Here is a 24720-nt window from a genome sequence, read left to right as displayed (position 1 = left end):
AGGAGTGACTGTTGAGCACAGACACAGAGGTGCAGCCCTTACAGAGCGTGGGTGTGAAATCAGCCGGGGGTTATGTCAGAGGCTTATCCCTTCCCGGTGAGGGCTGGACTGCAGCAAGGAAAAATGAATCAAGGGAATAAAAACAGTGCCAGTCAGGTTTAACTGACTGGCACTGGCTTGATGGCTCGTTCACTCACTTGCTAGCAAGATGTGGCTGCAACTGTCATGGATGCAGTGGCATCACACCGGCTCAGGCAGTGGCCAGCCAGTTGAGCCAGGCATCCATTCCTTCGCCGGTGGTGGCGCTGACCTGGATCACCTGGATATATGGGTTGACCCGTTTGGCGTTCTCGATGCAGCGTGCCACGTCAAAGCTGACGTAGGGCAGCAGATCGATCTTGTTGATCACCATCAGCTGGGCGGCGGCAAACATGTCCGGGTATTTGAGGGGCTTCTCCTCGCCTTCGGTGACCGAGAGGATCGCCACCTTGTACTTCTCGCCGAGATCGAAGCTGGCGGGGCAGACCAGATTGCCCACGTTCTCGATAAAGAGGATGCCCCCTTCGTTGGCGGGCAGCTGGTGGCAGGCGTCGTGGACCATTTTGGCATCCAGATGGCAGCCCTTGCCGGTATTGATCTGCACGGCAGGCACGCCGGTGGCGCGGATACGGTCCGCATCGGCGCTGGTCTGCTGATCCCCTTCGATCACCGCGCAGGGGCGCTTGTCGGCCAGCTGGCGCAGGGTTTCGCACAGCAAGGTGGTCTTGCCGGAACCCGGGCTCGACACCAGATTCAGCACCAGCTGGGCAGCCTCGTCGAAGTGCTCGCGGTTGTGGGCCGCCAGCGCGTTGTTCTTGGCCAGCACATCCATCTCGATGGCGATCAGCTGACGCTGCCCCATGCCGGGGACCGACAATCCCGCTTCCCCTTTGCCGTAGTGCAGATCACCCTGCTTATGGTCATGGTCATGGTCATGATGATGCGGGTGGGCATGATCATGCTGATGGTCGTGGGGGTGATCATGGTGGTGCTCGTGAGGGTGATCATGACCCTCTGCCACCGCGGGTGCTCGTACGCCGTGGTAGTGATGATGGACATCACCCTGATGGTGATAGTGGTGGTGGATGATCAGGGTGCGCGGGGCGCTCTGCTCGTGGTCATGATGATGATCGTGCTGATGGCCATGTTCATGGTGGTGCTCATGATCGTGGGGGTGGGCATGGTCGTGATCATCTTCATGGCCGGCGATCCGCGCCTGGCCGCATCCGCATACGCTACACATATCAACTTACCTCGATGTCGGTGATGCGCAGGCTATCGCCCTGCGCGACTCGTAATTTGTATCCGCCACACCCGGGACAGGCTTGCCCGCGCTCGGTGAGGGTGACCGTCTTGTTGCAGTCGTAACACCAGGCCTCGGCCGCCTGGTGCTGAAAGTGAAGTTGGGCCCCCTCGACGACGGTGCCCTTGGCGGCGGCCTCGAAACAGAATGCAATGGTGTCCGGGTCAACGCAGGAGAAGCTGCCGACCTCGAGCCAGAGGGCGGTCACCTTGTTAAAGCCCCGCTGGGTGGCCTGTTCGGCCGCCAGATCGATGGCGGCCATGGCCAGAGACATTTCGTGCATGGTGGCTCCTTAACCGATAGGGGGAGGAGGAGTGACTCCTCCCCCTAATTGGGAAAACGGCATATGGGTGAACGGCATGGCCGATCAACAGATCCGCGGCAGCAGTTCCCCCTGCGGCAGCTCCAGATAACGGCGGCTGCCCCAGGGGTTATTGAGGATCACCTTGTGGCGCTCGCTCGCCTGCACCACGCCGATCTGGCTGGCTGCGGGGTTGAATTGCCGCAAGATGCCCAGCGCGTCCTGCGCCTGCTCGGCAGGCAGGGCCAGCACCATGGTCCCCTCGTTGGCGAGATCATGGGGCTCGAAACCGTAGAGCTCGCACAGGCCGCGCACCGGATCGCAGACCGGAATGGCGGACTCCTCCAGCTCGATGGCCACCTGGGAGGCGCTACTCCACTCATTCAGCACGGCGGCGAGGCCGCCGCGGGTGGCATCGCGCAGGGCATGGGGGGTAATACCCGCCTTCAACAGCGCTTCTACCTGCGGCCAGAGGGTGGTGCAGTCGCTTTTCAGATCAGATCCTAGCTGCAGGGCGTCGCGGGCCATCAGGATGCAGGCGCCGTGGCTGCCGATATCCCGCGACACCAGAATGGCGTCACCGGCTTTGAGGTTGCGTACCGAGATACCCCGGCTCTGCTCAGGCAGAGGAAAGGTGCCGACTCCGCTGGTGTTGATAAAGATCTTGTCGGCCGCCCCCTTGGGCACCACCTTGGTGTCGCCGCAGACGATGCGGGCGCCGCTCTTGGCCAGCTCTGCCGCCATTGACTCGACGATGCGAGTGAGATCGGCGTAGGAGAACCCCTCTTCGATGATAAAACTGCAGCTCAAATACTCGGGCTTGGCCCCCATCATGGCGAGATCATTGACCGTGCCAGCGATGGCCAGTTTGCCGATATCGCCCCCCTCGAAGAACAGCGGCGAGACGGTAAAGCTGTCTGTGGTGAAGGCGACGGGCCCGCTTACCGGCAGCAGGGCGGCATCTTCACCGCGCAGCAGGATCTCGTTGCCAAAGTGGCGAAAGAAGAGCTGGTTGATCAGCTGATTCATTTCCACACCGCCGCCGCCGTGGCTTAACTGAATTTCTCTCATTGGATCCCCATATATCGGTAGTAGGCATTGCAGGCCCCTTCGGAGCTGACCATGCAGCTGCCCATGGGCTGGGTCGGGGTGCAGCCCCGGCCAAAGACTTTGCACTGGTTGGGCTTGGCCAGCCCGCGCAGGATATCGGCGCACTGGCACGCCTTGTGGTCATCGATGGGGGTTTGATCAAGCTGGAAGTGACGCTCCGCATCGCGCTTGGCGAAGGCATCGCGCAGGCGCAGGGCGGAGGCGTTGATATCCCCCAGACCTCGCCAGCGAAAGTGCTCGCGGGTCTCGAAAAAGCGCTCGACCAGCCGCTGGGCGGCTTTATTGCCGCTGGCAGTGACGGCGCGGGTGTACTGTACCTCCAGCGCGTAGCGACCTTCCACCTTCTGGCGCACCATCATCAATAGTGCCTCCATCACATCCACCGGCTCGAAGCCGCTCACCACCACCGGCACCTGATAGCGATCGACGATGGGCAGGTAGATATCGGCGCCTGTGATCACGCTGACGTGGGAGGGGCCGATAAAGGCGTTCACCTTGGCGACCCCGTCGGCCATTACCGCGTGAATGGCGGGCGGCACCAGCACATGGTTGATATGAAACAAGAGGTTATCGACCCCTTGCTCTTCAGCTGCTGCCAACAAGGCAGCGGTCATCGGGGTGGAAGTCTCGAAACCAATGGCAAAGAAGACCACGGTTTTGTCCGGGTTCTCGCGGGCGATGCGCAGGGCATCGAGGGGGTCATAGACCGGGCGGATATCGCTCCCCTTGGCGCGCTGTTGGGCCAGCGTGCCCTTGGAGCCCGGCACCCGGATCATATCCCCCAGGGTGACCAGAATGACGTTGGGTTGGCGGGCCAGCTCGATGGCCTGATCGATCCGCTCTTTGGGCATGATGCAGACCGGGCAGCCGGGGCCGTGAACGAACTCGATGCTGGCCGGCAGCAGCTGGTGCAGGCCGTACTTCATGATGGTGTGGGTATGGCCGCCGCACACCTCCATCACCCGCAGCGGTTCGGGCAGATCTTTGGCCAGTTCGGTAATTTGTGCGGCGAGGGCGCGGATGACGTCGGGCTGACGAAAGCCCTGAAAGAGATCATTGAGTGTCAGCATGGCAAGATATCCTGATCGGGCATCAGGGCCACCATCTGGCGGAAGCTCTCGAGGCTGGCCTGCGCCTCCTCTTCATCAATCTTGCTCATCACAAAGCCGATATGGAGCAGCACATAGTCGCCAAGGTTGAGGGGCTCTTCGAGCAGCATGCAGCTGACGCGCCGCTGCACCCCCAGGGTATCGACGGTGACGCAGTTATCTTCGGGGTGCAGCTGCACCACCTGAGAGGGGATGGATAGACACATGGATTTCAGGACTCCGACAAGGTGGCACAACCGGTTGTGACAGGCTGATGCGTGGCAAGATGGTGGATGGCAAACCAGAGCTGACCGGCGGCGATGCCACCGTCATTGAGCGGCAGGGTTTCGCTGGTCAATACCTGCCGGCCAGCCGCTTCGAGAGCGGGCACCAGCAGATCCATCAGCACCTGGTTTTGAAACACGCCGCCCCCTAGCGCCACCGGATAACCGGGGAAGCGCTCGGCCAGAGCAACGACCAGAGCGCTGAGCGCGCAGATAAAACCGGCCGCCAGGCGGGCGGTGGCGGTGCCTTTTCTCTGCTCGTTGATAAGGGTATTGATGAGCTCTGCCCACTCGATCTGCAGTGGCCCCTCTGTTGATTGGCTTAGGCCAAAGGCGAGGGGGAAGGGCAATTCATCGGGGGTAAGCTGCAAGGCAGCTGCCTCCAGCAAGAGTCCCGCTTCGCCCTCGTAATCGGGGGTATCGATCACCCCCAGCAGCGCCGCGACGGCATCGAACAGGCGACCGATGGAGCTGGTGTAGGGGGCGTTGCGACCCAGCTGCCAGAGCTGGTGCAGGTTGTTGATCCGCTCTGCTGGCAGTTGCTTGATCGCCGGAATATCGAGGGCGCGGATCTGCTCCACGCTATACGACTCGAACAGCAGCCCCAACAGCTGGCGTACCGGCTCGCGAATGGCCGACTCGCCGCCGATCAGTTTGAAGGGCTTGAGGTGGGCAACCCGCATAAAGCCCTGAACGTCTGCGATCAGCAGCTCGCCACCCCAGAGGGTGCCGTCATCGCCAAGGCCGGTGCCATCGAAGGCAAAACCCAACACAGGGCCTGTGATGTCGTGCTCGGCCATCACTCCTAGCAGGTGGGCGTGATGGTGCTGCACCTCAAGGTGGGTCGCACCCTGCTCGTGGCAATAGCCCTTGGCCCACTGGTGACTGAGGTAGCCCGAGTGGCAGTCCGAGACCAGCAGCTCGGGTTTGAGATCGTAGAGATCGCTAAAGGTAGCCAGGGTCTGCTCGAAGTGACCCTGCATCGGCAGGCTGTGCAGATCGCCGATATAGGGGCTGTAGATACGCTGGCGGCCGAAGGCCAGCGCCAGCTGGTTTTTCTGCTGCGCCCCGACCGCCAGCAGCGGCACCTTGACCGCCGCTTTCAGGCTGGGGGTGCAGGGGGCATAGCCCCGGGCGAGACGTAAAGTTTGGCGCCGTCCGCCTGCCCACTGCACCAGACTGTCGTCGCAGGGATGCAGGATGGGGCGGTTGTGATCCAGAATGCCGTCAATCTCGCCCCCGAGCTCCCTGACCACCGCCCCGCACTCGATGAGGATCGGGCTGCCGCGACCATTGGCACTGGTGGCCACCAGCGGCATGGCGCAGGCGTCCAGCAGCAGCTGGTGCAGCGGGGTATAGGGGAGCATTATCCCAAGGTAGGGGATGCCGGGGGCGATCCCCTCGGCCAGCGGCGCGGTTGTCAGTAGGGATTCTGATAGCCGATCATCCTTTTTGCGCTTGCGCAGCAAGGTGATGGGTCTGGCCTGAGAGGCGAGCAGTTTCCACTCCGCCTCGCAGCCGCTCACATGCAATTTGGCCTCGGCAACGGAGCCCATCATTACCGCCAGCGGCTTGCGCTCGCGCCGCTTGAGCGTTCGCAATCTGGCAACACTCTGTTCATTACGGGCATCACATATCAGGTGATAACCCCCCATCCCCTTGACTGCAATCAGGGCGCCCGCTTGCAGGGCGCGAGCAGCTGCTTGCAGGGCACCCTCGCGCTCGGCTAGGGCATCGCCACAGCCGGAGCGCCAGCTGAGATGGGGCCCGCACTCGGGGCAGCTCACCGGCTGGGCGTGATAGCGCCGATCCAGCGGGTTTTCATAAGCCGCAGCGCAGCGCGGGCACATGGCAAAGTCGGCCATGGCGGTGTGGGGCCGGTCGTAGGGGAGGCGGCGGATGATGGTGTAGCGCGGGCCGCAGTGGGTGCAGTTGGTAAAGGGGTAGTTGTGGTGGCGATCTTTGGGGTTGGCCACGTCCGTGGCGCACCCTTCGCACATCCCCTGATCCGGCGAAATGGCGACCGTGGCGGCGCTCTGCTGCTGGCTTGCCTTGATATGAAAGGCGCCGTCGTAGTCGAGATCTGGATCTTGGGGCAGTTCCCGCTCGCTGAAGTGATCGATACGGCTGAGCGGCGGCGCCAATTCCCGCAGTTCGCTGGCAAAGGTGGTCAGCTGCTCGGGGGAGCCCTCGGCACCTATGGTGACGCCGTTGGCATCGTTTAAGACATAGCCGGTAAGGCCGTGGCGCAGCGCCAACCCATAGACGAAGGGGCGAAAGCCGACCCCCTGCACGATACCGTCGATATGAAATTCGCGGCGCAGCCGGTTGGCCGTCATGCCAGCTCCGCCTGTAGGGCATCTTGCCTTTCTGGCAAACGCAGCACCCGGCGCTCGTTCTCCTCGCGCCGTACCCAGCCATCCATCTCCATGCGCAGGCAGAACGGAATGGCGTATTTACGCGACAAGCCGGTGATCTCCTTTAAGGATGCCATGTCGATCAGATCTCCCACCTGCTGGCCCGCCAGCACGGCGGCGACCATCTGGTTGTAAAGCACGGCGTCGTAGTAGATGGGGCCATCGAGCTGCACCAGATACTTGAGTCGCGCCAGATTGCGCAGCTGCTTTTGCAACGCGCCTTTTTGTTGCAAGCCCTGCTGCAGGGCCGCGGGCAGCTTGCGGGTGATAAAGGGATCCAGCTCCACGCCGCCGGGGCCCAGTTTACCGGGCTCGTAACCCTCCTTGCCTTGATCTCGCACTACTTTGAGCACCAGCAGCGCCTCTTGCCCCAAATCATCTTCCGACTCGCCGCTGCCCGGCTGCCACTTGTCATGGTGCAGGCGAACAAGCTGCTCACCTTTGAGCTGCTGGATCAGGGCCTGAGTGACCGGCAAGGCGATACCAAAGCGGGTCGCAAGCTCGGCGGCACTGAGCGGTTCGCTGGCCAGCGTAGCGAACAGTTGGTCGCGGCTCTGGGCCAGCCAGTTGTTATCCAGCAGCCAGTCACCGAGAGGGGTGACCTGCTCGGGGCGCTGGTCAAAGCGGCTGGCCAGTACATAGCCATTGAGCCCCAACTGCAGGGTGGCGGGGTTGTAGTGTTCCAGCTCATCAGGCAGCTCGCCCAGCAGGGCGTGCAGCGTTTTGCGTCTGGCGGGGTGGATATCGCCGCACCAGACGATGCGGGCGCCGTGCAGCAGTTCGCTGCTGCCGTGGCGAATGATGGCGAGCGGCTGGCCAAAGAAGCAGGGGATGGGGCTGGTAAAGATCAGTCGTGCCAGCCGGGTCTCTTTTATTGGTACAAAGAGTGCCCGGCCATGCCAACTGCCGAGGGCCACTTCCACTTCTTGTGTGCGTAGCGCCTTGGTGCTCAGGCTCTCGCCGTTGAGCCGCACGATAAGGTGGGTCGCCGCCTCGCACTGGCCTGCGGCGCTGGTGAGGCAGTGGCCGCGAGCCACCTCCTTGTGGGGCACTTTTTTCAGGCCCACCGCTACCCGACAGACGGCGCTAATCTCATCGACGCTCTGGTGATAGGCCTGCAGGGAGCGCACCTGCACCTCCCGATCGGCGGGGTAGAGGCGCAGCTTGTCCCCCACCTTGAGGCTGCCCTGCTGCAAGGTGCCGGTGAGCACGGTACCGGTGCCGTTGGCGGTAAAGACCCGGTCAACATACAGTCGCGGTGGCGCCTCTTCACGAGAGCGACGCGGAGCGCCCTGCTCGCGAGCCGCTTGTGAAGCTGGCAGATCGGCAAGCTGGCGCACGATGGCGGCGTGCAGGGCGGCCATATTGGCGCCGGTCTTGGCGCTGACGCTGACGATATCGGGCACCATGCCGCTCTCGTCCATCACCCGCTCCAGCAGGCTCTCTTCCAACAGTAAAAGCTCGTCAGGGGAGACCAGATCGCACTTGTTGATGCAGACCAGCAGGCGCGGCACCCCCATCGCCTTGAGCAGGCGCAGGTGATCGCCGGTCATCGGCATCCACCCTTCGTCGGCGGCGATCACCAGCAGCACCAGATCCAGACTCCAGAGCCCCGCCACCATGTTGCGGATATAGCGCTCGTGGCCGGGCACATCGATGACGCCGATGGTGTTGCCCTGACCGTCGTCGAAGTGGGCAAAGCCGAGATCCTGGGTCATGCCGATGGCCTGCTCGTGGGCGCGGGCGGTGGTGATGCCGGTGAGGGCTTTGATCAGCAGGGTCTTGCCGTGATCCACGTGGCCGGCAAGGCCGATAACGGCGCGATAGGGGGTCATGGGATCAGCGCTCCTCTGTTGCATTGAACGGGGCGGGCAACAGCAGCGCGTTAAGCTGGGCGATCAACAGCTCCATCTCGGTCGGCAGCAGGGTTGCCATATTGAGCAGCACCTTCTGCTGGCGCACGGTGGCAATCACTGGCACGGGGAGTTCGCGCAGGGCATCGAGCAGCTGCTGGGCGGGGCGCGGGTCGGTGAATTCGAGCGCCGGTGCCGGATAAAACTCGTCCGGCAGGGTGCCGCCGCCCACCACCAGTTGGGCGGGGACCGGCACAAAGCAGCCGGGCAGGGCAGCCATCAGCTGATCTGCCCGTGCCTGCATGGCGGCCGGGTTGCTTAAAGTGCGCTGGGCAATGCCTTCGCCGATGGGGGATTTGTTGAGCTTGTGAATGAGCAGGCGTTCCAGCAGGGAGTAGACGATGCGGCTCGGGCGGAAGGTGCGCATCATGGGGTGTTTTTCCAGCCGCTTGATAAGGTCGCTGCGGCCGCTGATGATGCCCGATTGCGGGCCCCCCAGCAGCTTGTCGCCGGAGTAGCAGACCAGATCCGCCCCCGCCTTGATGTACTGGCGCACCGAGGTTTCGTCCGGCGCAAACTCCTCGGTGGTCAAGCCCGAGCCCTGATCCACCGCCAGCACCACGTGTTCCGGCAGGGCGCGGGCCACCTCGCCGATATCGGGGGATTCGGTAAAGCCGCGAATGGCGAAATTGGATTTGTGCACCATCAGCACTAGCGCGGTCTGATCGGTGATGGCATCGAGGTAATCTTTGGCGGTAGTGATATTGGTGGTGCCCACCTCCACCAGCTTGGCGCCGGAGAGCGCCAGAATGTCGGGAATGCGAAAGCCGCCGCCAATCTGGATCTGCTCGCCGCGCGAGACGATCACCTCGCGCCCCTTGGCTATCTCCTGCAGCAGCAAATAGAGGGAGGCGGCGTTGTTGTTGACCACCAGCGAATCCTCGGCCTGGGTGAGGCAACGGAGCAGGGGAGCGATCAGCCCCTTGCGCCCGCCGCGCTTGCCGGTGGCGAGATCCAGTTCCAGATTGTTGTAGCCGGTGTTGAGGTCGCGCACCTCGTCCCACAGCTCGTGACTGAGCGGCGAGCGCCCCAGATTGGTGTGCACCAGGGTGCCGGTGGCGTTGATCACCCGGGTCTGACGCTGGCGCAACTGCTGCTGGCAGCGCTTGGCAATCAGTGCCTCGATCTGCTCGGGGGAGATCCCATGCTGGCGAAATGCCTCGCTTTGACGCAGGTCGCTCAGGGTATCGCGCACCGCCTGGGTTACCAGCGGGCGGCTCAGTGCCTCGATAAAACAGGCGAGAAAAGGTTGCTGCAGCAGCTGTTCCACTTGCGGCAAACGGCGCGTTTGTTGCTGGCTGTGTTGTGACCGTGAATCTGGCAGTGAATCGTCGGCAGTCGGGCGTGATGCGGGCTGGCAGAGGGCTATGGCTGGCGCGTGAGACGGGTTCGGCATGGGATTACCAGGGCAGTGCGTGGGTTTGATATGCGCACCGGTTTGCCGATAGAGAGGCCGAGCTGACGGGTTATGGCACTGCTGGCGGTTTGCGGATTGCTGCAAACATGGTGCATAAGTTAGCGCGAATAAATTAATGCGTCATTTATGCTGATACATTCATTTTTGGCCAGCGTGATAACCTGTGTTCGGATTATATGGGCAAGCGGCAAGCACCTTTTACTAAGGTATTCTTTCAAACATATTGAACAAGCGATTAAAAATAGCATTCAGGCCAATAAAATCAGCGAGAGAGTATTTGTCCAATATATAAAATTGGCGGAAGAGGCAGGAATCGAACCTGCCAAAGCCTTCTCGGCTCACATCGGTTTTGAAGACCGAGGAGGCCACCAGACCCCATCAACTTCCGTAATGGCCGCCATTTTGTGGCAAATTTCTGTGACTGGCAACGCTTTTTTTGTGATAAAAAAGCGAGAGTTAGTGATTTTTTGAAAAATCCAAAGAACCTTGTTTTATATCAAGTTCAACACAATTAGCCCGATGTTTTTAATTTAACATCGGGCCGTGATCACATTACCGGAACCCTTGGTCAATAACGGTCGTTAACAACTCGATAAATAGTTATCGCTCGGCGTTGGTAATATTCCACTGGTCCAGTCGTTCTATTAACAAGCTGGTATCTTTGGCGGCATCAAGATGCTGATAAAGATAATCCATCGCCTCGCTCACCATCTCGGTCATCGGGAAGGAGAAGGCGACAATGGCCGGTTGTACCCCGACAAAAATCACCTCGGGGACAAAGGTTTTGAGCTCGTCGATCAGGAAATTGAGCGGCATATTGTGGGTCGAGAAGATAAACATCTCGGCGATGGTCTCGGGGGGGATCACCTGCAGGGTGCCCGCCTTCTCGCCGATCTCGGCGGCATCCACCAGCACCACCCGCTCCGGTTGCAGCTCCCGCACCTTGTAGACCGCATTTTCCGGCGCGATGCCGCCGTCAATATGGATCCAGCCGGGCAGGGGGGCGGCTTGCAGCTTGTCCGCCAGATAAGGGCCGGCACCGTCGTCCCCCATCATGGCATTGCCCACGGTCAACACGAGATTGCAGCCCATCAGCGGCTCCTTACCATCAGGTACATATGGGGGTCGTTATAGAGGGCGGTGAGCTGATCCATAAAGGTGTCGGTCCAGCCCAGCTCTTGCTCATCGAGCAGATTGTCGGCTTTGCGCAGCCGGTCGAAGGCACAGGCCAGCATGTGGCAGTGCTCGCGATAGATGGTGATCTCGCCAAAGGTGAGAAACCCCTCCATCTTGCGGCGCGCCTCGCTGCCGGTTGGCAGCTTGGCCACCCAGTCGCGATAACCCGTTAGCGGGCAGACCAGATCGGCACTGAGGCAGTCGACAATGCCGAGGTGGTGGCCAATGGCGAGGCTGTAGTACATCACCTCTTTCGCCTCTTCCGGCACATCGAACTGCTCATCCACAAACTTGCGCGAGAGGCGGTAGAAGAAAACCTGATCAGCCATGCACTGCCTCTCCCTTGCCTGCTACCCGGTTGAGGCAGGCGTTGGCCAGGTTGTTGACGATCTCCGACAGGCGCGGGTCGTCGTGCTGATTGAGGTAGCTCTGGATGCGAAGATCCACATCCTGCTGGGTCGCCCCTTCGAGCAGTGCCATAAACTCGTCGGCGATGATCTGTCCCTGACGGTAACCGGCCATGCGGCGCGCTTCGCGCTCGATCATCATCCGAATTTCATTGGGGATGCCGGTGTGGCGCAGCTCGACCCGCACCCCTGGTTGCACTTCGTGGCTGGTGGCGGTCAGTTTCTGCTCAAGCAGACCGAGCGCCACCGCAAAGCCATAGATGGTGGCGGCGGGAGTGGGTGGGCAGCCCGGAATATAGACATCCACCGGCACGATTTTGTCGGTGCCGCCCCAGACGCAGTAGAGGTCGTGGAAGATGCCGCCGTCACAGCCGCAGGCGCCGTAGGCGATGCAGATCTTGGGATCGGGCGCCGCTTCATAGGCGCGCAGGGCCGGTACCCGCATCGCCCGGGTCACCGCGCCGGTAAAGAGCAGGATGTCGGCGTGACGGGGGGAGGCGACCACCTTGATGCCGAAGCGCTCGGCATCGAACAGCGGGGTGATGGTGGCGAAGATCTCGATCTCGCAGGCGTTGCAGCCGCCGCAATCGACCCGATAGACATAGGCCGAGCGGCGAATGTCTTTGAGCAGGGTCTTCTTGAGTTTGGTGATCTCGGGGTCCTGTGCCAGCGGCACGGCGCGGGTATGGGCATGGCCGACAACCGGTTCTATGCCTTTGATCTTGCTCATCACATCCACTCCTGTTGTGTGGTAATCGGTGTGGTAATCGGTGCGGCAATCGGTGTGGCCAGGGCCGAGTCAGGCTGGCTCAGCATGCTCTGTTTTCGTTTGCAGTCGGGGCAGTGGTGCAGGCGCTCAGGGGTCGCCAGCGGCGTGCCCGCCTGCTTGAGGGTGTCCTCCACCAGCGCCACCAGTTTGCTGGGGGCAAAGTAGGTGCCGCACAGGGTGCAGGGGGCCAGCGCGAAGCGGGCCTCCTCATAGAGATCGGCCTTGTTGGTCACCGCCAGTTCGAACTCGGGGGAGAGAGCGATGGCACGGGTCGGGCAGACCTCTTCGCAGCGGCCGCAGAAGATGCAGCGCGCCATGGAGATCTCCCAGCGCCGCTCGCCGGTCTCCATGTCCACTTCCATCACCAGCGCGTTGGCCGGGCAGGCCTTGGTGCAGGCGGCGCAGGCGATGCACTGATCCGCCTGATATTTCGGTTTGCCGCGAAAATCCCGGTTCACCTCGTAAGGGGCGAAGGGGTACTTGGCGGTCGGTGTGCCAGCCTTGAGGATGGTCTTGAACAGCTTGATCATGATGACCCCTTACTTGAGCGGAGAGTTTTTGCGGTCGATACCGTAGCGCTCGATCTCCTTGTAGGAGACCACGGTGGACTTGCCCTTCTTGGGGTCAACCAGGGTGACCCGATCGGTACAGGAGTAGCAGGGATCCAGACTGCCGATGATCAGCGGCGCATCGGCGACGGTATTGCCGCGCAGCATGTAGCGCAGCGCAGGCCAGTTGGCGTAGGTGGCGGCGCGGCAGCGCCAGCGGAACAGCTTCTGGTTGTCGCCGGTCATGCTCCAGTGGACGTTCTCGCCACGGGGCGCTTCGGTAAAGCCCAGCGCAAACTTGCCCGGCTGATAGGTGAACCCTTCGGTCAGCAGCGGCCCTTCCGGCAGGTGCTCAAGGCCAAACTCAATCATGTCGAGGGAGTCGTAGAGCTCGTGGATGCGCACCAGCACCCGGGATTGCACGTCGCAACCGGCCAGGGTCTGGATCTCCATCGGCAATTCGCGATAGGCGGCAAAGTCGTGCACCCGACGCACGTCACGCTTGAAGCCGCTGGCCCGCACCATGGGGCCGACGCAGCTGAAATCGCGGGCCACTTGTGGGTCGAGGCGGCCAATCCCCACCAGACGGGAGGTGATGTTGGCGGTGTCGAGCAGCATGGCCACCAGCGGTTTGAGCTCATCACGGAGCTCGCGCACCAGCTGGGCACCCTTGATGCGATCTTCCTTGAAGATGTCGCGGCGCACCCCGCCAATCAGGTTGAGGCCGTAGGTCTTGCGGGCGCCGGTGAGCAGCTCGGCCAGAGTCATGGACTTTTCCCGCACCCGGAAGAACTGCATAAAGCCGGTGTCGAAACCGGTGAAGTGGCTCGACAGACCGATGTTGAGGATGTGGCTGTGCAGGCGCTCTACTTCCAGCAGCACGGCGCGGATCATCTTGGCCCGCTCGGGCACCTTAATGCCCATGGCGTTCTCCACCGAGGTGGTGTAGGCGACGCTGTGGGTAAAGCCGCAGATGCCGCAGACCCGGTCGGTCAGGAAGGCCACTTCGTTGTAGCCCATGCGGGTTTCCGCCAGTTTCTCCATGCCGCGATGGACATAGAAGAGGCGGTAGTCGGCGTCGATGATGTCTTCCCCATCGACAAACAGACGAAAGTGACCTGGCTCGTCCGAGGTGATGTGCAGCGGGCCGACCGGCACGATACGGTTGGCCTCACTGCCCAGTTCATTGACGAAGGGGTAGGTCTCGGTGTCGGTGGTGGGCATCGGGCGCTGGCGATAATCCATGGCGTCTTTGCGCAGGGGGTGGATATCTTCCGGCCAGTCATCCGGCAGCACCAGACGGCGTTCGTCCGGCAGGCCGACGGCGCGCAGGCCGTACATGTCGCGGATCTCCCGCTCGCCCCACACCGCAGCCGGAATGGTCGGGGTGATGGAGGGGTACTCCTGCTCGATGGCGTTGACCAGCACCTTGACGGTGATCCAGCTCTTGGTGTCGCCCTCCATGGAGAAAACGTGGTAAACGGCGAAGTGGCCGTTGAGGCTGCGTTCGTCATTGGCAAACGAAACCGAGAGCCAGCCGCCCTGCTTGTGGAAGATCAGGCTGGTGAGGGCCACCAGATCGGTGGGCTTGACGGTCAGGGTGGCCTGATCGGCGGTCTGCCACTGCTCGTCGATAATGGCGTGGGGCAGTTGCTGTCGCAGTTGCTGGATATAGTCGCAACCGATGCGATCCGAAATGGCGATGGTCATGCAGTTCTCACTTTAAATTCGCAAATGATGAAATCGAAAAAAGCAGCTGTGATGGCGGGCATGAGTTATACCCCGACCAGATAGGCGAGCAGCGCCAGCAGGGCCAGCCCCAAGCCATAGCGGGTGAGCTTGTGGGTGCGCACGAACTGGGTGCGGGCCATGGAGTTCTCGATAATGCCCGCAAGTCCAAAGGCCACCAGCAGCTTGCAGAGCAGGATCAGGGTTGCCAGTGCCAGTGCGGGCAGGCTCCAGTTCGCCGCCTTGCCGAAGGGGAGGAAGATCACCAAAAAGAGCTGCACCACCACCAGCTGCTTGAGGCCCATGCTGAGTTTGAGCAGGGCGAGGCCCGCACCCGAGTACTCGGTGAGCGGCCCCTCTTGCAATTCCTGCTCGGCTTCGGCGCAGTCAAAGGGCAGCTTGCCCATCTCGACAAACACCGCGAAGGCGCAGGCGGCCCCCGCCAGCAGGGTCGCGATCGGCGCGGCCAGCGGCTGGGTGGCCACATAGCTGCTGATGTTGCCCAGATCCGAACTGCCCACCATCATCGCCATGATGAAGCAGGCGAGCATCAGAATGGGCTCCACCAGAATGCCTAAGGTCAGCTCGCGGCGGGCACCAATACCTGCAAACATGCTGCCGCTGTCCAGCCCCGCCAGAGAGAAGAAGAAGCGGAAGATGGCGAACAGGTAGATGTCGGTGATGAGATCCCCGGCGATGGGAAAGGGGGACTCGTGGGTCAGGGTCGGCAGCGCCATCGCCACCAGCAACAGGGCGGCGATCAGCAGCGCTGGCATCAGGTTGAAGATGATGCCAGCAGGCTCCGGGGTCACCTCCTGGCGGCGCAGGAGCTTCCCGATATCCCGGTAATCCTGCAGCAGGCCCGGCCCCTGACGGGAGTGCATTTTGGCCCGCAGCACCCGGTTGAAACCGGTGGCCAGCGGCGCCAGCGCCAGCATGGCGATGGCCTGGGTCAGGGCGAGGGCAACCATGCCCCAGCTCGGCATTTCAAGAACAGGCATATCAGACTCCTACAGCCATCAGGATAAAGAGCGCCAGCACCAGGCCGTGCAACAGCCAGCCAGCGGCAGAGGGAGACTCGCTCACCCCGTCCAGAGCAGTGGCCAGATCAAGCTGGGGCTGTTTGCGATAGAGCGGGGCACAGAGTTGGCGCAGGGTGTGGGTGACACCACCGGAGGTGAGGCTCATGCGCTCCTCGTAGGCATAACCGCAGGCCCAAGGAGTACCGGCGTGACGACGACCCAGCTTGGGCCCCTTGAAGATGGCCACGACCAGCAGCGGGATGAGGAACAGCCCCAACAGGGCGATGGCAATCACCGGCGGGGAGAGGATCGCCTGACTGCTGTCGAGCGGCAGCAGGGTGGCGCCAGTGGCCACGCTCATCTGGCCCATGAGGTGAGTAGAGACGAGGGCCTGACCGTAGCCGCTGACAAAGGGGGCAATCCAGGGGGCGCCCAGACCCAGCACCAGACAGACCGCCGCCAGCAGCAGGGTGCCTGCCACCATGGCATTGGGTACTTCGCGGGCCTGACTCGCTTTTTCGCTACGTGGGGCGCCGCAGAAGCAGATGCCATACACCTTGACGAAACACATCACCGCCATGGCGCCGGTCACCGCCAGCATCACCACCGCCAGCGGGGCCACCACAGAGGTGCCGAGCTTGGTCATGGAAAGGAGCGCCTGATAGATAAACCATTCGCTGACAAAGCCGTTGAGGGGCGGCAGCGCCGAGATGGCCATGGCACCGATGAGGAACGCCAGCGCAGTCCAGGGCATCAGCTTGGCCAGGCCACCCATCTTGTCCATGTCACGGGTGTGCAGACGGAACATCACGGAGCCGGTGCCCATAAAGAGCAGGCTCTTGAAAATGGCGTGGTTGAGCAGGTGATAGAGCGCGCCGAGCAGCCCCAGCACCACCAGTGCCGGTTGCTGGTTGGCGATGCCGATCATGCCGATCCCCATCCCCATCAGGATGATGCCGATGTTCTCCACCGTGTGGTAGGCGAGCAGCCGCTTGAGATCGTGCTCGGCGAGCGCAAACAACACCCCGAGCACTGCCGAGCAGGCACCGAAGATCAGCACCATGTAGCCCCACCAGAGCTGGCTGGCGCCGAGAAAATCGATGCTGACTCGCAAAATGCCGAACAGACCCAGCTTCACCATCACGCCAGACATCAGCGCCGAAATATGGGAGGGGGCGACGGGCTCGGCTACTGGCAGCCAGCCGTGCAGCGGCACGAAACCGGCGCGCAGGCCAAAGCCGCAGAAGCTGAGCAGAAACACCAGAGAGGCCAAACCGCCCGCCAGATGGTGCTCACGCAGCGCGGCGAACTCCAGCGAGCCGGATTCGCGGCAGAGCAGCCAGAAGGCGACCAGTACCAGCACCATGCCGATATGGTTCATCACCAGATAGAGGCGGCTCTGCTTGGCGGCATCGGGGTTGGTCTTGACCAGCCTGTAGGTGGTGAGGGTCACCAGCTCGTAGCAGAGCAAAAAGCCCAATGCGTTGTCGGCCAGCACCATGCCCACCATGGCAAAGAGGAAGAGGTTCATCAGCACGCCAATGGCCACATCCCCCTTGCCCTGATATTCGCGAATATAGGCAAAGGAGTAGAGGGAGACGGCGACGCCCACGAGGGTGATCACCAGCAGCATCAGGGCAGCGAGCATATCCAGATGCACCGAGCCCAGCAGCCAGATCTGGCCGTCGATCGGTGCATCTTGGGCCAGCGCCTTGATAGCGGCAACAACACCGACCAGCGAGCCCAGCAGGGCGAAGCCACTATTGAGACGGTTTGCCAGCCAAGGCTGCTTTTGCAGCAGCAGACCGGCGGCAGCGCCCAGCAAAAAGAGCAGGAGCGTGCCCATAACAAGGGGGGACAACATCAGCAGGATCCCTCAGTGATTGAAGCGTCGGGTGAAACCGGCGCAGTTGTGGCGGTCGAGCAAGCAGAGGCCGAGAATGCGGGGGCACCTTCTGGGTGAGCATTGGCCGCTTGCAGGCGGCGATCGCGGGCGGCGTTGGCGCAGGCCGTGTCGTTGACCATGCTCAGCGACTGGGAGGGGCAAGCCTCGATGCAGGCGGGGCCTTCGGCGCGAAACTCGCAAAGGTCACATTTGACCGCAATGCTGCGCACGCCCGGCTCCCAGCTCAGCAAATCCTCGCCAAAGCAGCGCAGACCGGCGGAGGTGGAGGGGTTGCTGGAGCGGATGGAGCAGGGAATATAGGTGTCGTAGCTGTTGGCCATGGCCACCGGACGGCTGCCACCGCTCTGGATGGCACCAAACGGGCAGGCCACTGCGCAGAGGTTGCAGCCGATGCAGAGCGACTCGTTGAGCTGCACGCAATCGCCGGTCTGGGCAATTGCCTCGACCGGGCACACCTTGATGCAGGGGGCATCGTCACAGTGACGGCACTGAACCGGCATGGTCGCCTGCTCGTGTCGCATAACGGTTAAACGGGGGGCTTGCTGCAAACCTTGCGCCTTGTGAACCGTACTGCAGGCCGCCATACAGGTGCCACAGCCAATACAAAGCTTGGGGTCAGCGATAACGAAGCGGTTCATAGCCTACCTTGTCGTGTCGCGAACGGAGAGAATAGGGGCAGGTTGGCAAAATACGGGCCAGATTGGCTGTGGGCGAGAAAATGGATTTAAGATTATGTTTTAAAAGGGATTTAAAATTCGTGTCGCGCCGTAACGAAGAGGCCGAACGGTGTCGAAATGTGACGTTCGTCACTTGTGACGAAGGGCGGGAGAGGGATCGTCACATAGGCAGTAAACGAGTGGTCTATAGGTTTTGCGGCGATGCCAATCGGCTTGATGAAGGGCTGCGAGAATAGCGCTAGATGGCTGAAAGATACTGCTTTTGCATCGCCAGCCAGCGGCCGTTGTTGATCAACACCAGCTGCACCTTGAGCAGGGCCGCAATATCCGCGCGGTGCTTTTTATCGAGGTAGAGAAAGACCTGCTCTTTGGTGATCTTTTGCCAAGGGGTGGCCAGCGCAGGTTGATAGGCGGCGCGCATCTTGATGATCCAGTCCACTTTGCCTCTCTGTAGTTGGGCAAGGCCCTGCTTCTCATCGTTTAACCAGATGACCTGATAGTTGCCGAGGTAGCGTTCGCACCACTGGATGCCACGCAGGCAGCCAATCACGGCCCCTTTGGCAGGGGGCCAGCTCGGATTATCCCTTGGTTGGCCATAAATCGCCGCTTCCGAGATGGGGGCACCGACCTGCAGCAAGTGGGGATGGGTCTGATCAAAGCCCTTGATGCGAGCCATGTCGCCATCGACCGCATTCACCGACTCAATCAGCCTCTCGCAGCGGGCGTAAGTGCAGGGGATCAACTGAAAGTCGATACCCGCCCGGCCAAACCAGGCATGAATAAAAGGGCGCAATATCGCGGTGTGCTCGACCGCTGCCGCCAGCTTTAGCGGGGTTGCGTGGGCTACGGGGGTCAGCCCGACAAGCAGTAACCAGCCAATCCACTTCATATCGCACTCCTGAACCGGGCTTAGTTATTAAGCAGATGTGTTGCGATGACTGCCAAGAAGAATAGGGCAACCCGACCGTGCCGCCGTTTATCCGTGACGGCTGAGTCAGGGGAGCAGCGCCGTGATCAGGATATGGGCTGCGCTCACCAGGATCACCGTGAAGGTCAGCCCCATTCCCGCTACCCGATAACGAAAGTTCTCCGGCGTGCGGCTCATGCCAAAGGCGTGACAGAAGCGGCCAAGCAACAGGGCACACCCCAGTAGATGGATAAGCCAGGGGGACTGGCTGCTGGCTTCAACAAAATAGATCAGCAGCAGGGCGAGGGGGACATACTCGGCAAAATTGGCATGCACCCGCATGGCTCGCAACATGGCGGGATCATCCCCGTGTCCCAGCGCCACCTTGCGGCTATGGCGGGTACGAATGGTGCGGATGCTCAGCAACACAAACAGCAGTGCGAGCAGGGCCGCGTAAACAGGCAGAATGGTCATGGCATCTGGCTCCCGGTGTGATGATGTCGAGTGGCAGCCGTTGAGTGAAGCTAATTGCTTGGCTTCTCAATGGCTTGCCTCTGAGGGTAGCAGCAAACTGCAGCAGCACGTCCGCCATCTATTCACTCGCCATCGACCGTGCGCGAGCGCAAAACAAACAACCCTGCCGGTGTGGCAGGGCTGTTTGTTGACCGTGTTGCTGGTGCGCAGCACGCGGCGCTCCGCCATTAACCCTGGTAAGGGAGGGAGGAGTGGTGCAGCACGATGCGCACCTTGCCATCATCCCCCTTCTTGAAACCCCAGGTCTTGTCGACCGTGGTCTCCTTATTGTCGCGATCCACCAGATGCACCTTGCCCATGGTCAGCGCCATGTCGCCGTTGATATAGACAGCGGCATTATCATAGCGGTAGCTCTGCCAGTTTTTCAGGGCAAATCCTTTGTCGGTGGGGTAGGCAGTGTTGTGGCCGACAAAGTAGGCCAGCGCCCCCTCGCGGTGGGTGCGAAAGGTCTGCTCGCCACCGGCAAGGGTCGGCTTGAATAGCACCGGCCCCTGCTGGTAGCCGTAGGCGCTGTCGAGCACAGCTTCGGCAGTCGCCTTGGCGCGCTCAATCCCCCCGGCGCGGTAGTCATCGCTGATCTTGATAAGCGCCGCGCCCCAGCCATCCTGCGCGGCCTTGATCTCGGCCTCGGTAATATTGTTGTTGGTGATTTCGGCAGCGCTAAGTGCGCCGCTGGCGGCAAGCAGGACGAGGGCAAGGGTGCTCTTCTTGAGGTGCAACATCATTGTTTTTTAGCTCCTGATAGCGATAAACGAGGGTGCAGTGTAGCGAAGGGGCATGAACGGTTTTTGAACTGACTATTCAGGATTGGGTAGCAAAATGGTCGGTATATAGCTGAAGGTTTGGGTGTTGGTTAGACCGAGCAGGTGAGGGGCGCGTTGTAGGGATGGGGCCGCCAGAGGCTGATACGCGTTGTACCAGCGTATGTCACCATAGAGTTCGCCCTCGTCGTTCTCCCCATAAAGCTGATCATTATCAAAAAACTGACCGAAATCAGCACGATAGATAATTTTCTTCTCACTAATCAGGTTCGCGTTTGATACCCTGCGAACTCACACCGCAATTGAGCCAAAGGTCACCGAGGTGTAACAGGTAGTAGTTTTTCTCTATCAGGTCAAAGACAGCATGCGGGAGCTGAAACCCTGTGCGGTAGCCTTCTTGTGTGCAGACTTGTTGGTGAAAGTACATGCTAGTGAGTTTTGCCAGAGATAATAAAGGTTTCATATGTACAGTGTTGGTCAATACAATATTTTAATGTTTTTTGAATTTTAATATTGATGGTGCATTAGATTAGTACGATAAGGTAACTCTTGCATGGGATTTACCTAATTAAAAAGCTAAGGGATTGTTAATGAAAGATTCTGAAAATATAGCACTAAACTTAGTGTCTCAGGAGTATATTGCGGGAAGCCAAGAATACTCCGTTAGTCTAAATGTCACCAATGTTTCTGGTCAACCAATATCTGATTTGCAAATTATTAATACTCTCTCTGCCGGTCGAGAGTTATCAGCGAATGATGATCTTGACACAACAAATCTTACTAAGTTGGAAGATAAAAAGAGACGACTCATCAGGGAGTTAGAGAAAGGTGTAGAAAGTGCGTATGCAAGAAATAGACAAAAGAGAATGTCTTTTACAGAATCTATAGCTTTAGCTGTAGTAGAAATGGTTGATGGATATGCTTCTATTTTTTCTAAAAGAAAAACGCAACCTACAACACCATATTGGGCAGAAGAAGCCCTTAAAATAGATGAATGGGAGGATGTTGAACGACTTGAAAAAGAAGTTATAAGTTTTGAATCACCAGATTCATTTTTACCAAAAGCATATGCAATTAATAAAGACAAATTAAAAAGAATAATGGATAGGCTTGCGCGAGAGCAATATCAAGAGTTTTCTAAAGGAGTGCCTCTACCTGTAGGAAGTACAATTACTTTTCCATTTTCCTATCGAGCCCCGCACCTTTTAAAACAAAAGAAAATGGACATTTCTTTTAAGGTGTCATATAAGCTAAATGATGACGTAGTACATATAAGAACCATAACATCGCGTATTTTAATTCTTCCGTCTGCTTTTTCGGTTCCTACCGGTGGAATGGTAGGGGCGGCTGTCGGATTTTTTATAAAAAACACTCTCACAACAGCACATAATGAATCAATAATTAACTGGGGCGTATTAGCTGGCAGTATTGCTTTGGGGTTGGTATTTAGCTTGCTGGTTTCCAGAAAGCCTGAAACAACAAAAGCAATTACTGTAGAGGATTTCACCGGTGGGCTAATAATTGGTGTACTAGCAGGGGTATATTCTGATGCAATTTTAACAAAATTGCAGAGCTTGTTGTAACTGAAAAATTAGATACGCACTGGATATTTTAATCAAGTCGGTATGAAAAATGCTCACTTGGACAGAAGGTAACCTAATTGGAGCGCTCGATTTGTTCTTTCTAGCTAGACACTTTTATTAATGCACTAGCTAGTCTTGCTTTTTATTCCTGAGCCAAGAAATTTGGTGCTTGCGGCTTTAGTTATTTTCATCGATTTTTATTGGATATATACATGCTTACAAAACAAACTAACAAAGTCGAAAAAAAATTAGACCTTGCTGATTTACAACAGAAAACGTTCAAAGAAATAGAATATTTACAAACATACATAGACCATATATCAAGCTCCATTAAAGATAGAAATCAAAATATACAGGAGTTAATGAGGGCAGATATTTTAGAAAATCCAGAAGAAGAATCAGTGATTATTGATATGTATGAGGGTTATATCAGGAAGGTAATAAGTCATTTCTATCACTCTGCTATAGTTCTTATATATACAACACTAGAAAGCAACTTATCAAACATTTGTTTGCAAATAGAATCACAAACATCCTCGAAACTTCAGTTAGACCATATTAAAGATAACAACATATCCAATAAGTCGATGACATATTTATCTATAACATGTGATTTCAATACACATGAATTTAAGCATGAAACCGATAGGATTAAAAATTTTCAAAAACTGAGGAATGCTATTGTTCATCAAAACTCAACCTTTAAAAATGAAAGGGAACGAATAAGTATAACAACCATGTTCCCACAAATTGAGACTGATGAGCAGAACTTTTATATATCAAGTAATGAGCTGTTAGATGAGTTTTTGAAATGTATCATAGATTATTTTAAAGTTATTTTTATTGAATTGATGAATAAGAAGTTTCTTGTCAAAAAAACAGAGGCTGTATTTCTAGCGTCAGATATTGAGGATGAGATACCCTTTTAGATGTGCATAATTCTCAAGGGGTATGTGACGCCCTTGCAAGGTCGGAGTCTCATTTACGTTCACTTTGAGCCAACGTTCTTTTGTATCAATATCATAACCTTTTTAAGCATGCTGTAGGTTGTCTTCCTATAATTAACCATGATGAGGTTATGTGTACCAAATGTCTATCTAATTCATCTGCTCTATCTATTAATACCCTGTAGTCTTGCCTTGGTCTATGGAATATAAATAAAGTAATATCTAGAGCTGTTTTTTCATCAAAAAAAAGCCCCGCCAATCTGATTGGCGGGGCTTTTGCTCTTTTGCTATTTGAAGTGGAGCATTGAATTGCGGTAAGGATTAGAGCGCAGGCAGCATTCCGAGGCTGACGCTGACCTGTACGCCGACAATCAGCACCCCCATGGCGGCGGCCAGTCCGAGAGCCACTACGCCACCGGGGGCGCGGTAGTGGTGGGCGGGGGCCTGTTTGCGGCTCTGCCACACCAGCGCCACCGGCAGCAGTACCGCGAGGATCGCCAGCGCAATGGCGGCGTAGCCGAGCGCCATGATAAAGCCCTGCGGGAAGTAGAGGGCAAATAGCAGGGGCGGCACAAAGGTGATGAGGCCGGTCTGGGTGCGGCCCTGCCAGTTGTCCTTGCGGCGGGTCACCTTGGCCATAAAGTCGAACAGCCCCAGCGTCACCCCGAGGAAGGAGGTGGCGAGCGCCAGATCGGCAAACAGGTGCATCGCCTGATTAAACGCAGGCCAGCTCACCAGCTTGCCGATGTTGGCTAATAGGTTGTCCAGCGCTCCGCCGGTTTGCAACAGGGCTTGCTGGCCGAGCAGACCGAGGATCGCCACCTGCCACAGCACATAGAGGATCAGCGGCAGGGCAGAGCCCCAGACAAAGACCCGGCGCAGTTGCTTGGGGCAGTCACCGAGGTAGAGCATCACGCTTGGAATGGAGCCGTGAAAGCCGAACGAGGTGAAGATGACCGGCAGGCCCGCCAGCAACAAGCCCTGACCCAGCGGCATGGAGAGCAGATGCTGCCCTTCGGCGCGGGGCAGCAGCAGTGCCAACACCGCCACCATGATCACCAGTTTGACGGTGAACATCAGCCGGTTGAGGTAATCCACCGAGCGGGTACCAACGCAGACCATGCCGCCAAACAGCAGGGTAAAGGCCCAGGCGGCCTGCTCCTGACTGAGGGTCATGCCCGCATCTGCCAGCGCCTGTACCAGCAGGCTGCTGCCGCCGCTGATGTAGGCGGAGGCCAGCGAGTAGAACAGCATCAGGATGCAGAAAGAGGCGATGCGCTTGCCCCAAGGGCCGAGCAGATGATCCGCCAGCTGGTGCAGGTACCACTTGCCGGTGTTGAGGCTCGCTTCTACTTGCAGCATGGCGGTGAAGGCCATCAGGGCCCAGAGGCCGACCATCAGCATCAGGGTGGCGGGGCCGCCGAGGGAGGAGGAGGCCAGCGGCAGGGCCAGCATCCCGGCACCTATGGTGGTGCCAGCGATTAACAGGGTACAACCCAGGGTTTTGGTATTCATGTTATCCATCCGAACGTAGCGGTGTCAGTGCAAACAGGCGGTGTCAGCAGTGACGTCAACAAGAGGGGTCAATTGGCGTTATCAGCAGGCGCCTCCGGGATAAGGCCGGAGGCTAGCAATATCGGAACGGGAACATCTGTACCTAAAACCTGTCAGTTGTAAAATATGGTTGCCAAGTTAGCGGATCAAAATAGCGGAAACAACCCCTTTTATACGGATCTTGTACTGGTGTGTGGCATTAAGTGGAAATAAATGATGACAGTGGTGGCTAATCGCAGAAAAAATCACCGAAAAAACAACTGACAAAGGGGGCTCATAGATAGGGGGCTCATAGATACAGATAAGCCAGGTGGTAGCAGCACAGATAG

General features: G+C 58.6%; 23 protein-coding genes and 1 tRNA gene. 3 read left to right on the top strand and 21 right to left on the bottom strand.

The features are described 5' to 3' along the window. Positions 1-250: 250 nt before the first annotated feature. On the bottom strand, positions 251-1060 hold the full coding sequence (gene hypB / locus ACY8FN_RS14850) for a hydrogenase nickel incorporation protein HypB (protein ID WP_463100437.1): 810 nt from the start codon (positions 1058-1060) through the stop codon (positions 251-253). Here hypB and ACY8FN_RS14845 point away from each other — a divergent pair. Continuing rightward, positions 956-1306 carry a hypothetical protein gene (locus ACY8FN_RS14845; RefSeq protein ID WP_463100436.1) on the top strand — a complete coding sequence of 117 codons (351 nt, stop codon included), beginning with the start codon at positions 956-958 and terminating at the stop codon, positions 1304-1306. The two genes, hypB and ACY8FN_RS14845, sit on opposite strands and share 105 nt — an antisense overlap. Here the strand turns inward: ACY8FN_RS14845 and hypA are convergent. The 19 genes from hypA to ACY8FN_RS14750 form a co-directional block, all read right to left on the bottom strand. Further along, positions 1284-1625, bottom strand: a complete 342-nt coding sequence (gene hypA / locus ACY8FN_RS14840) for a hydrogenase maturation nickel metallochaperone HypA (RefSeq protein ID WP_101316454.1) — start codon at positions 1623-1625, stop codon at positions 1284-1286. The two genes, ACY8FN_RS14845 and hypA, sit on opposite strands and share 23 nt — an antisense overlap. An 84-nt stretch (positions 1626-1709) precedes the next feature. After that, on the bottom strand, positions 1710-2714 hold the full coding sequence (gene hypE / locus ACY8FN_RS14835; RefSeq protein ID WP_463100435.1) for a hydrogenase expression/formation protein HypE: 1005 nt from the start codon (positions 2712-2714) through the stop codon (positions 1710-1712). Then, positions 2711-3823, bottom strand: a complete 1113-nt coding sequence (gene hypD, locus ACY8FN_RS14830; protein WP_463100434.1) for a hydrogenase formation protein HypD — start codon at positions 3821-3823, stop codon at positions 2711-2713. Before hypD ends, hypE begins: the two co-directional genes overlap by 4 nt. After that, the gene (locus ACY8FN_RS14825; RefSeq protein WP_042871412.1) at positions 3817-4068 is read right to left on the bottom strand and encodes a HypC/HybG/HupF family hydrogenase formation chaperone; all 252 of its coding nucleotides are present in this window, start codon (positions 4066-4068) and stop codon (positions 3817-3819) included. Before ACY8FN_RS14825 ends, hypD begins: the two co-directional genes overlap by 7 nt. Positions 4069-4073: 5 nt before the next feature. After that, positions 4074-6464: a carbamoyltransferase HypF gene (gene hypF / locus ACY8FN_RS14820; RefSeq protein WP_463100433.1), complete on the bottom strand. Its 2391-nt coding sequence runs from the start codon at positions 6462-6464 to the stop codon at positions 4074-4076. Next, positions 6461-8377: a selenocysteine-specific translation elongation factor gene (gene selB, locus ACY8FN_RS14815; RefSeq protein WP_463100432.1), complete on the bottom strand. Its 1917-nt coding sequence runs from the start codon at positions 8375-8377 to the stop codon at positions 6461-6463. The genes hypF and selB overlap by 4 nt, the downstream gene beginning before the upstream one ends. A gap of 4 nt (positions 8378-8381) precedes the next feature. Continuing rightward, complete coding sequence (gene selA, locus ACY8FN_RS14810) at positions 8382-9851, bottom strand: L-seryl-tRNA(Sec) selenium transferase (RefSeq protein ID WP_463100431.1); 1470 nt, start codon at positions 9849-9851, stop codon at positions 8382-8384. A 316-nt stretch (positions 9852-10167) separates the two neighbouring features. Further along, a tRNA-Sec gene (locus tag ACY8FN_RS14805) sits at positions 10168-10259 on the bottom strand. A gap of 213 nt (positions 10260-10472) precedes the next feature. Next, positions 10473-10964, bottom strand: coding sequence for a hydrogenase maturation peptidase HycI (gene hycI / locus ACY8FN_RS14800; RefSeq protein ID WP_101316444.1), 492 nt, complete (start codon positions 10962-10964; stop codon positions 10473-10475). Then, complete coding sequence (locus tag ACY8FN_RS14795; protein WP_463100430.1) at positions 10964-11377, bottom strand: formate hydrogenlyase maturation HycH family protein; 414 nt, start codon at positions 11375-11377, stop codon at positions 10964-10966. Before ACY8FN_RS14795 ends, hycI begins: the two co-directional genes overlap by 1 nt. Then, positions 11370-12185: an NADH-quinone oxidoreductase subunit B family protein gene (locus tag ACY8FN_RS14790; RefSeq protein ID WP_463100429.1), complete on the bottom strand. Its 816-nt coding sequence runs from the start codon at positions 12183-12185 to the stop codon at positions 11370-11372. The genes ACY8FN_RS14795 and ACY8FN_RS14790 overlap by 8 nt, the downstream gene beginning before the upstream one ends. Further along, on the bottom strand, positions 12185-12754 hold the full coding sequence (locus ACY8FN_RS14785; protein ID WP_463100428.1) for a formate hydrogenlyase complex iron-sulfur subunit: 570 nt from the start codon (positions 12752-12754) through the stop codon (positions 12185-12187). The genes ACY8FN_RS14790 and ACY8FN_RS14785 overlap by 1 nt, the downstream gene beginning before the upstream one ends. Before the next feature lie 9 nt (positions 12755-12763). Continuing rightward, positions 12764-14482, bottom strand: a complete 1719-nt coding sequence (locus ACY8FN_RS14780; protein ID WP_101324888.1) for a hydrogenase large subunit — start codon at positions 14480-14482, stop codon at positions 12764-12766. A gap of 65 nt (positions 14483-14547) precedes the next feature. Beyond that, positions 14548-15501: a respiratory chain complex I subunit 1 family protein gene (locus tag ACY8FN_RS14775; protein WP_011898650.1), complete on the bottom strand. Its 954-nt coding sequence runs from the start codon at positions 15499-15501 to the stop codon at positions 14548-14550. 1 nt (position 15502) lies between these two features. Further along, positions 15503-17386: a hydrogenase 4 subunit B gene (gene hyfB, locus ACY8FN_RS14770; protein ID WP_463100427.1), complete on the bottom strand. Its 1884-nt coding sequence runs from the start codon at positions 17384-17386 to the stop codon at positions 15503-15505. After that, entirely contained in the window at positions 17386-18066 is a 681-nt protein-coding gene (locus ACY8FN_RS14765; RefSeq protein WP_463100426.1) for a 4Fe-4S dicluster domain-containing protein, read from the bottom strand. Before ACY8FN_RS14765 ends, hyfB begins: the two co-directional genes overlap by 1 nt. A gap of 277 nt (positions 18067-18343) precedes the next feature. Continuing rightward, the gene (locus ACY8FN_RS14760; RefSeq protein WP_463100425.1) at positions 18344-18994 is read right to left on the bottom strand and encodes a hypothetical protein; all 651 of its coding nucleotides are present in this window, start codon (positions 18992-18994) and stop codon (positions 18344-18346) included. 105 nt (positions 18995-19099) lie between these two features. After that, positions 19100-19486, bottom strand: coding sequence for an MAPEG family protein (locus ACY8FN_RS14755; RefSeq protein WP_101324884.1), 387 nt, complete (start codon positions 19484-19486; stop codon positions 19100-19102). Positions 19487-19713: 227 nt separating this feature from the next. Further along, the gene (locus ACY8FN_RS14750) at positions 19714-20271 is read right to left on the bottom strand and encodes a hypothetical protein (protein WP_463100424.1); all 558 of its coding nucleotides are present in this window, start codon (positions 20269-20271) and stop codon (positions 19714-19716) included. A 626-nt stretch (positions 20272-20897) separates the two neighbouring features. Between ACY8FN_RS14750 and ACY8FN_RS14745 the strand changes: the two genes are divergently transcribed. Then, complete coding sequence (locus ACY8FN_RS14745; RefSeq protein WP_463100423.1) at positions 20898-21890, top strand: hypothetical protein; 993 nt, start codon at positions 20898-20900, stop codon at positions 21888-21890. A 212-nt stretch (positions 21891-22102) separates the two neighbouring features. After that, positions 22103-22819, top strand: coding sequence for a hypothetical protein (locus ACY8FN_RS14740; protein ID WP_167569751.1), 717 nt, complete (start codon positions 22103-22105; stop codon positions 22817-22819). A 339-nt stretch (positions 22820-23158) separates the two neighbouring features. On the opposite strand, the gene ACY8FN_RS14735 is transcribed toward ACY8FN_RS14740, so the two are convergent. Then, a complete protein-coding gene (locus tag ACY8FN_RS14735; protein WP_463100422.1) occupies positions 23159-24352 on the bottom strand; it encodes an aromatic amino acid transport family protein in 1194 nt (397 codons plus the stop codon). Positions 24353-24720: the final 368 nt, after the last annotated feature.

The organism is Aeromonas sp. 160P, from assembly GCF_055193095.1.
Note: the sequence above shows the minus strand (reverse complement) of the source record. Positions and strands in the feature narration are given on the sequence as shown.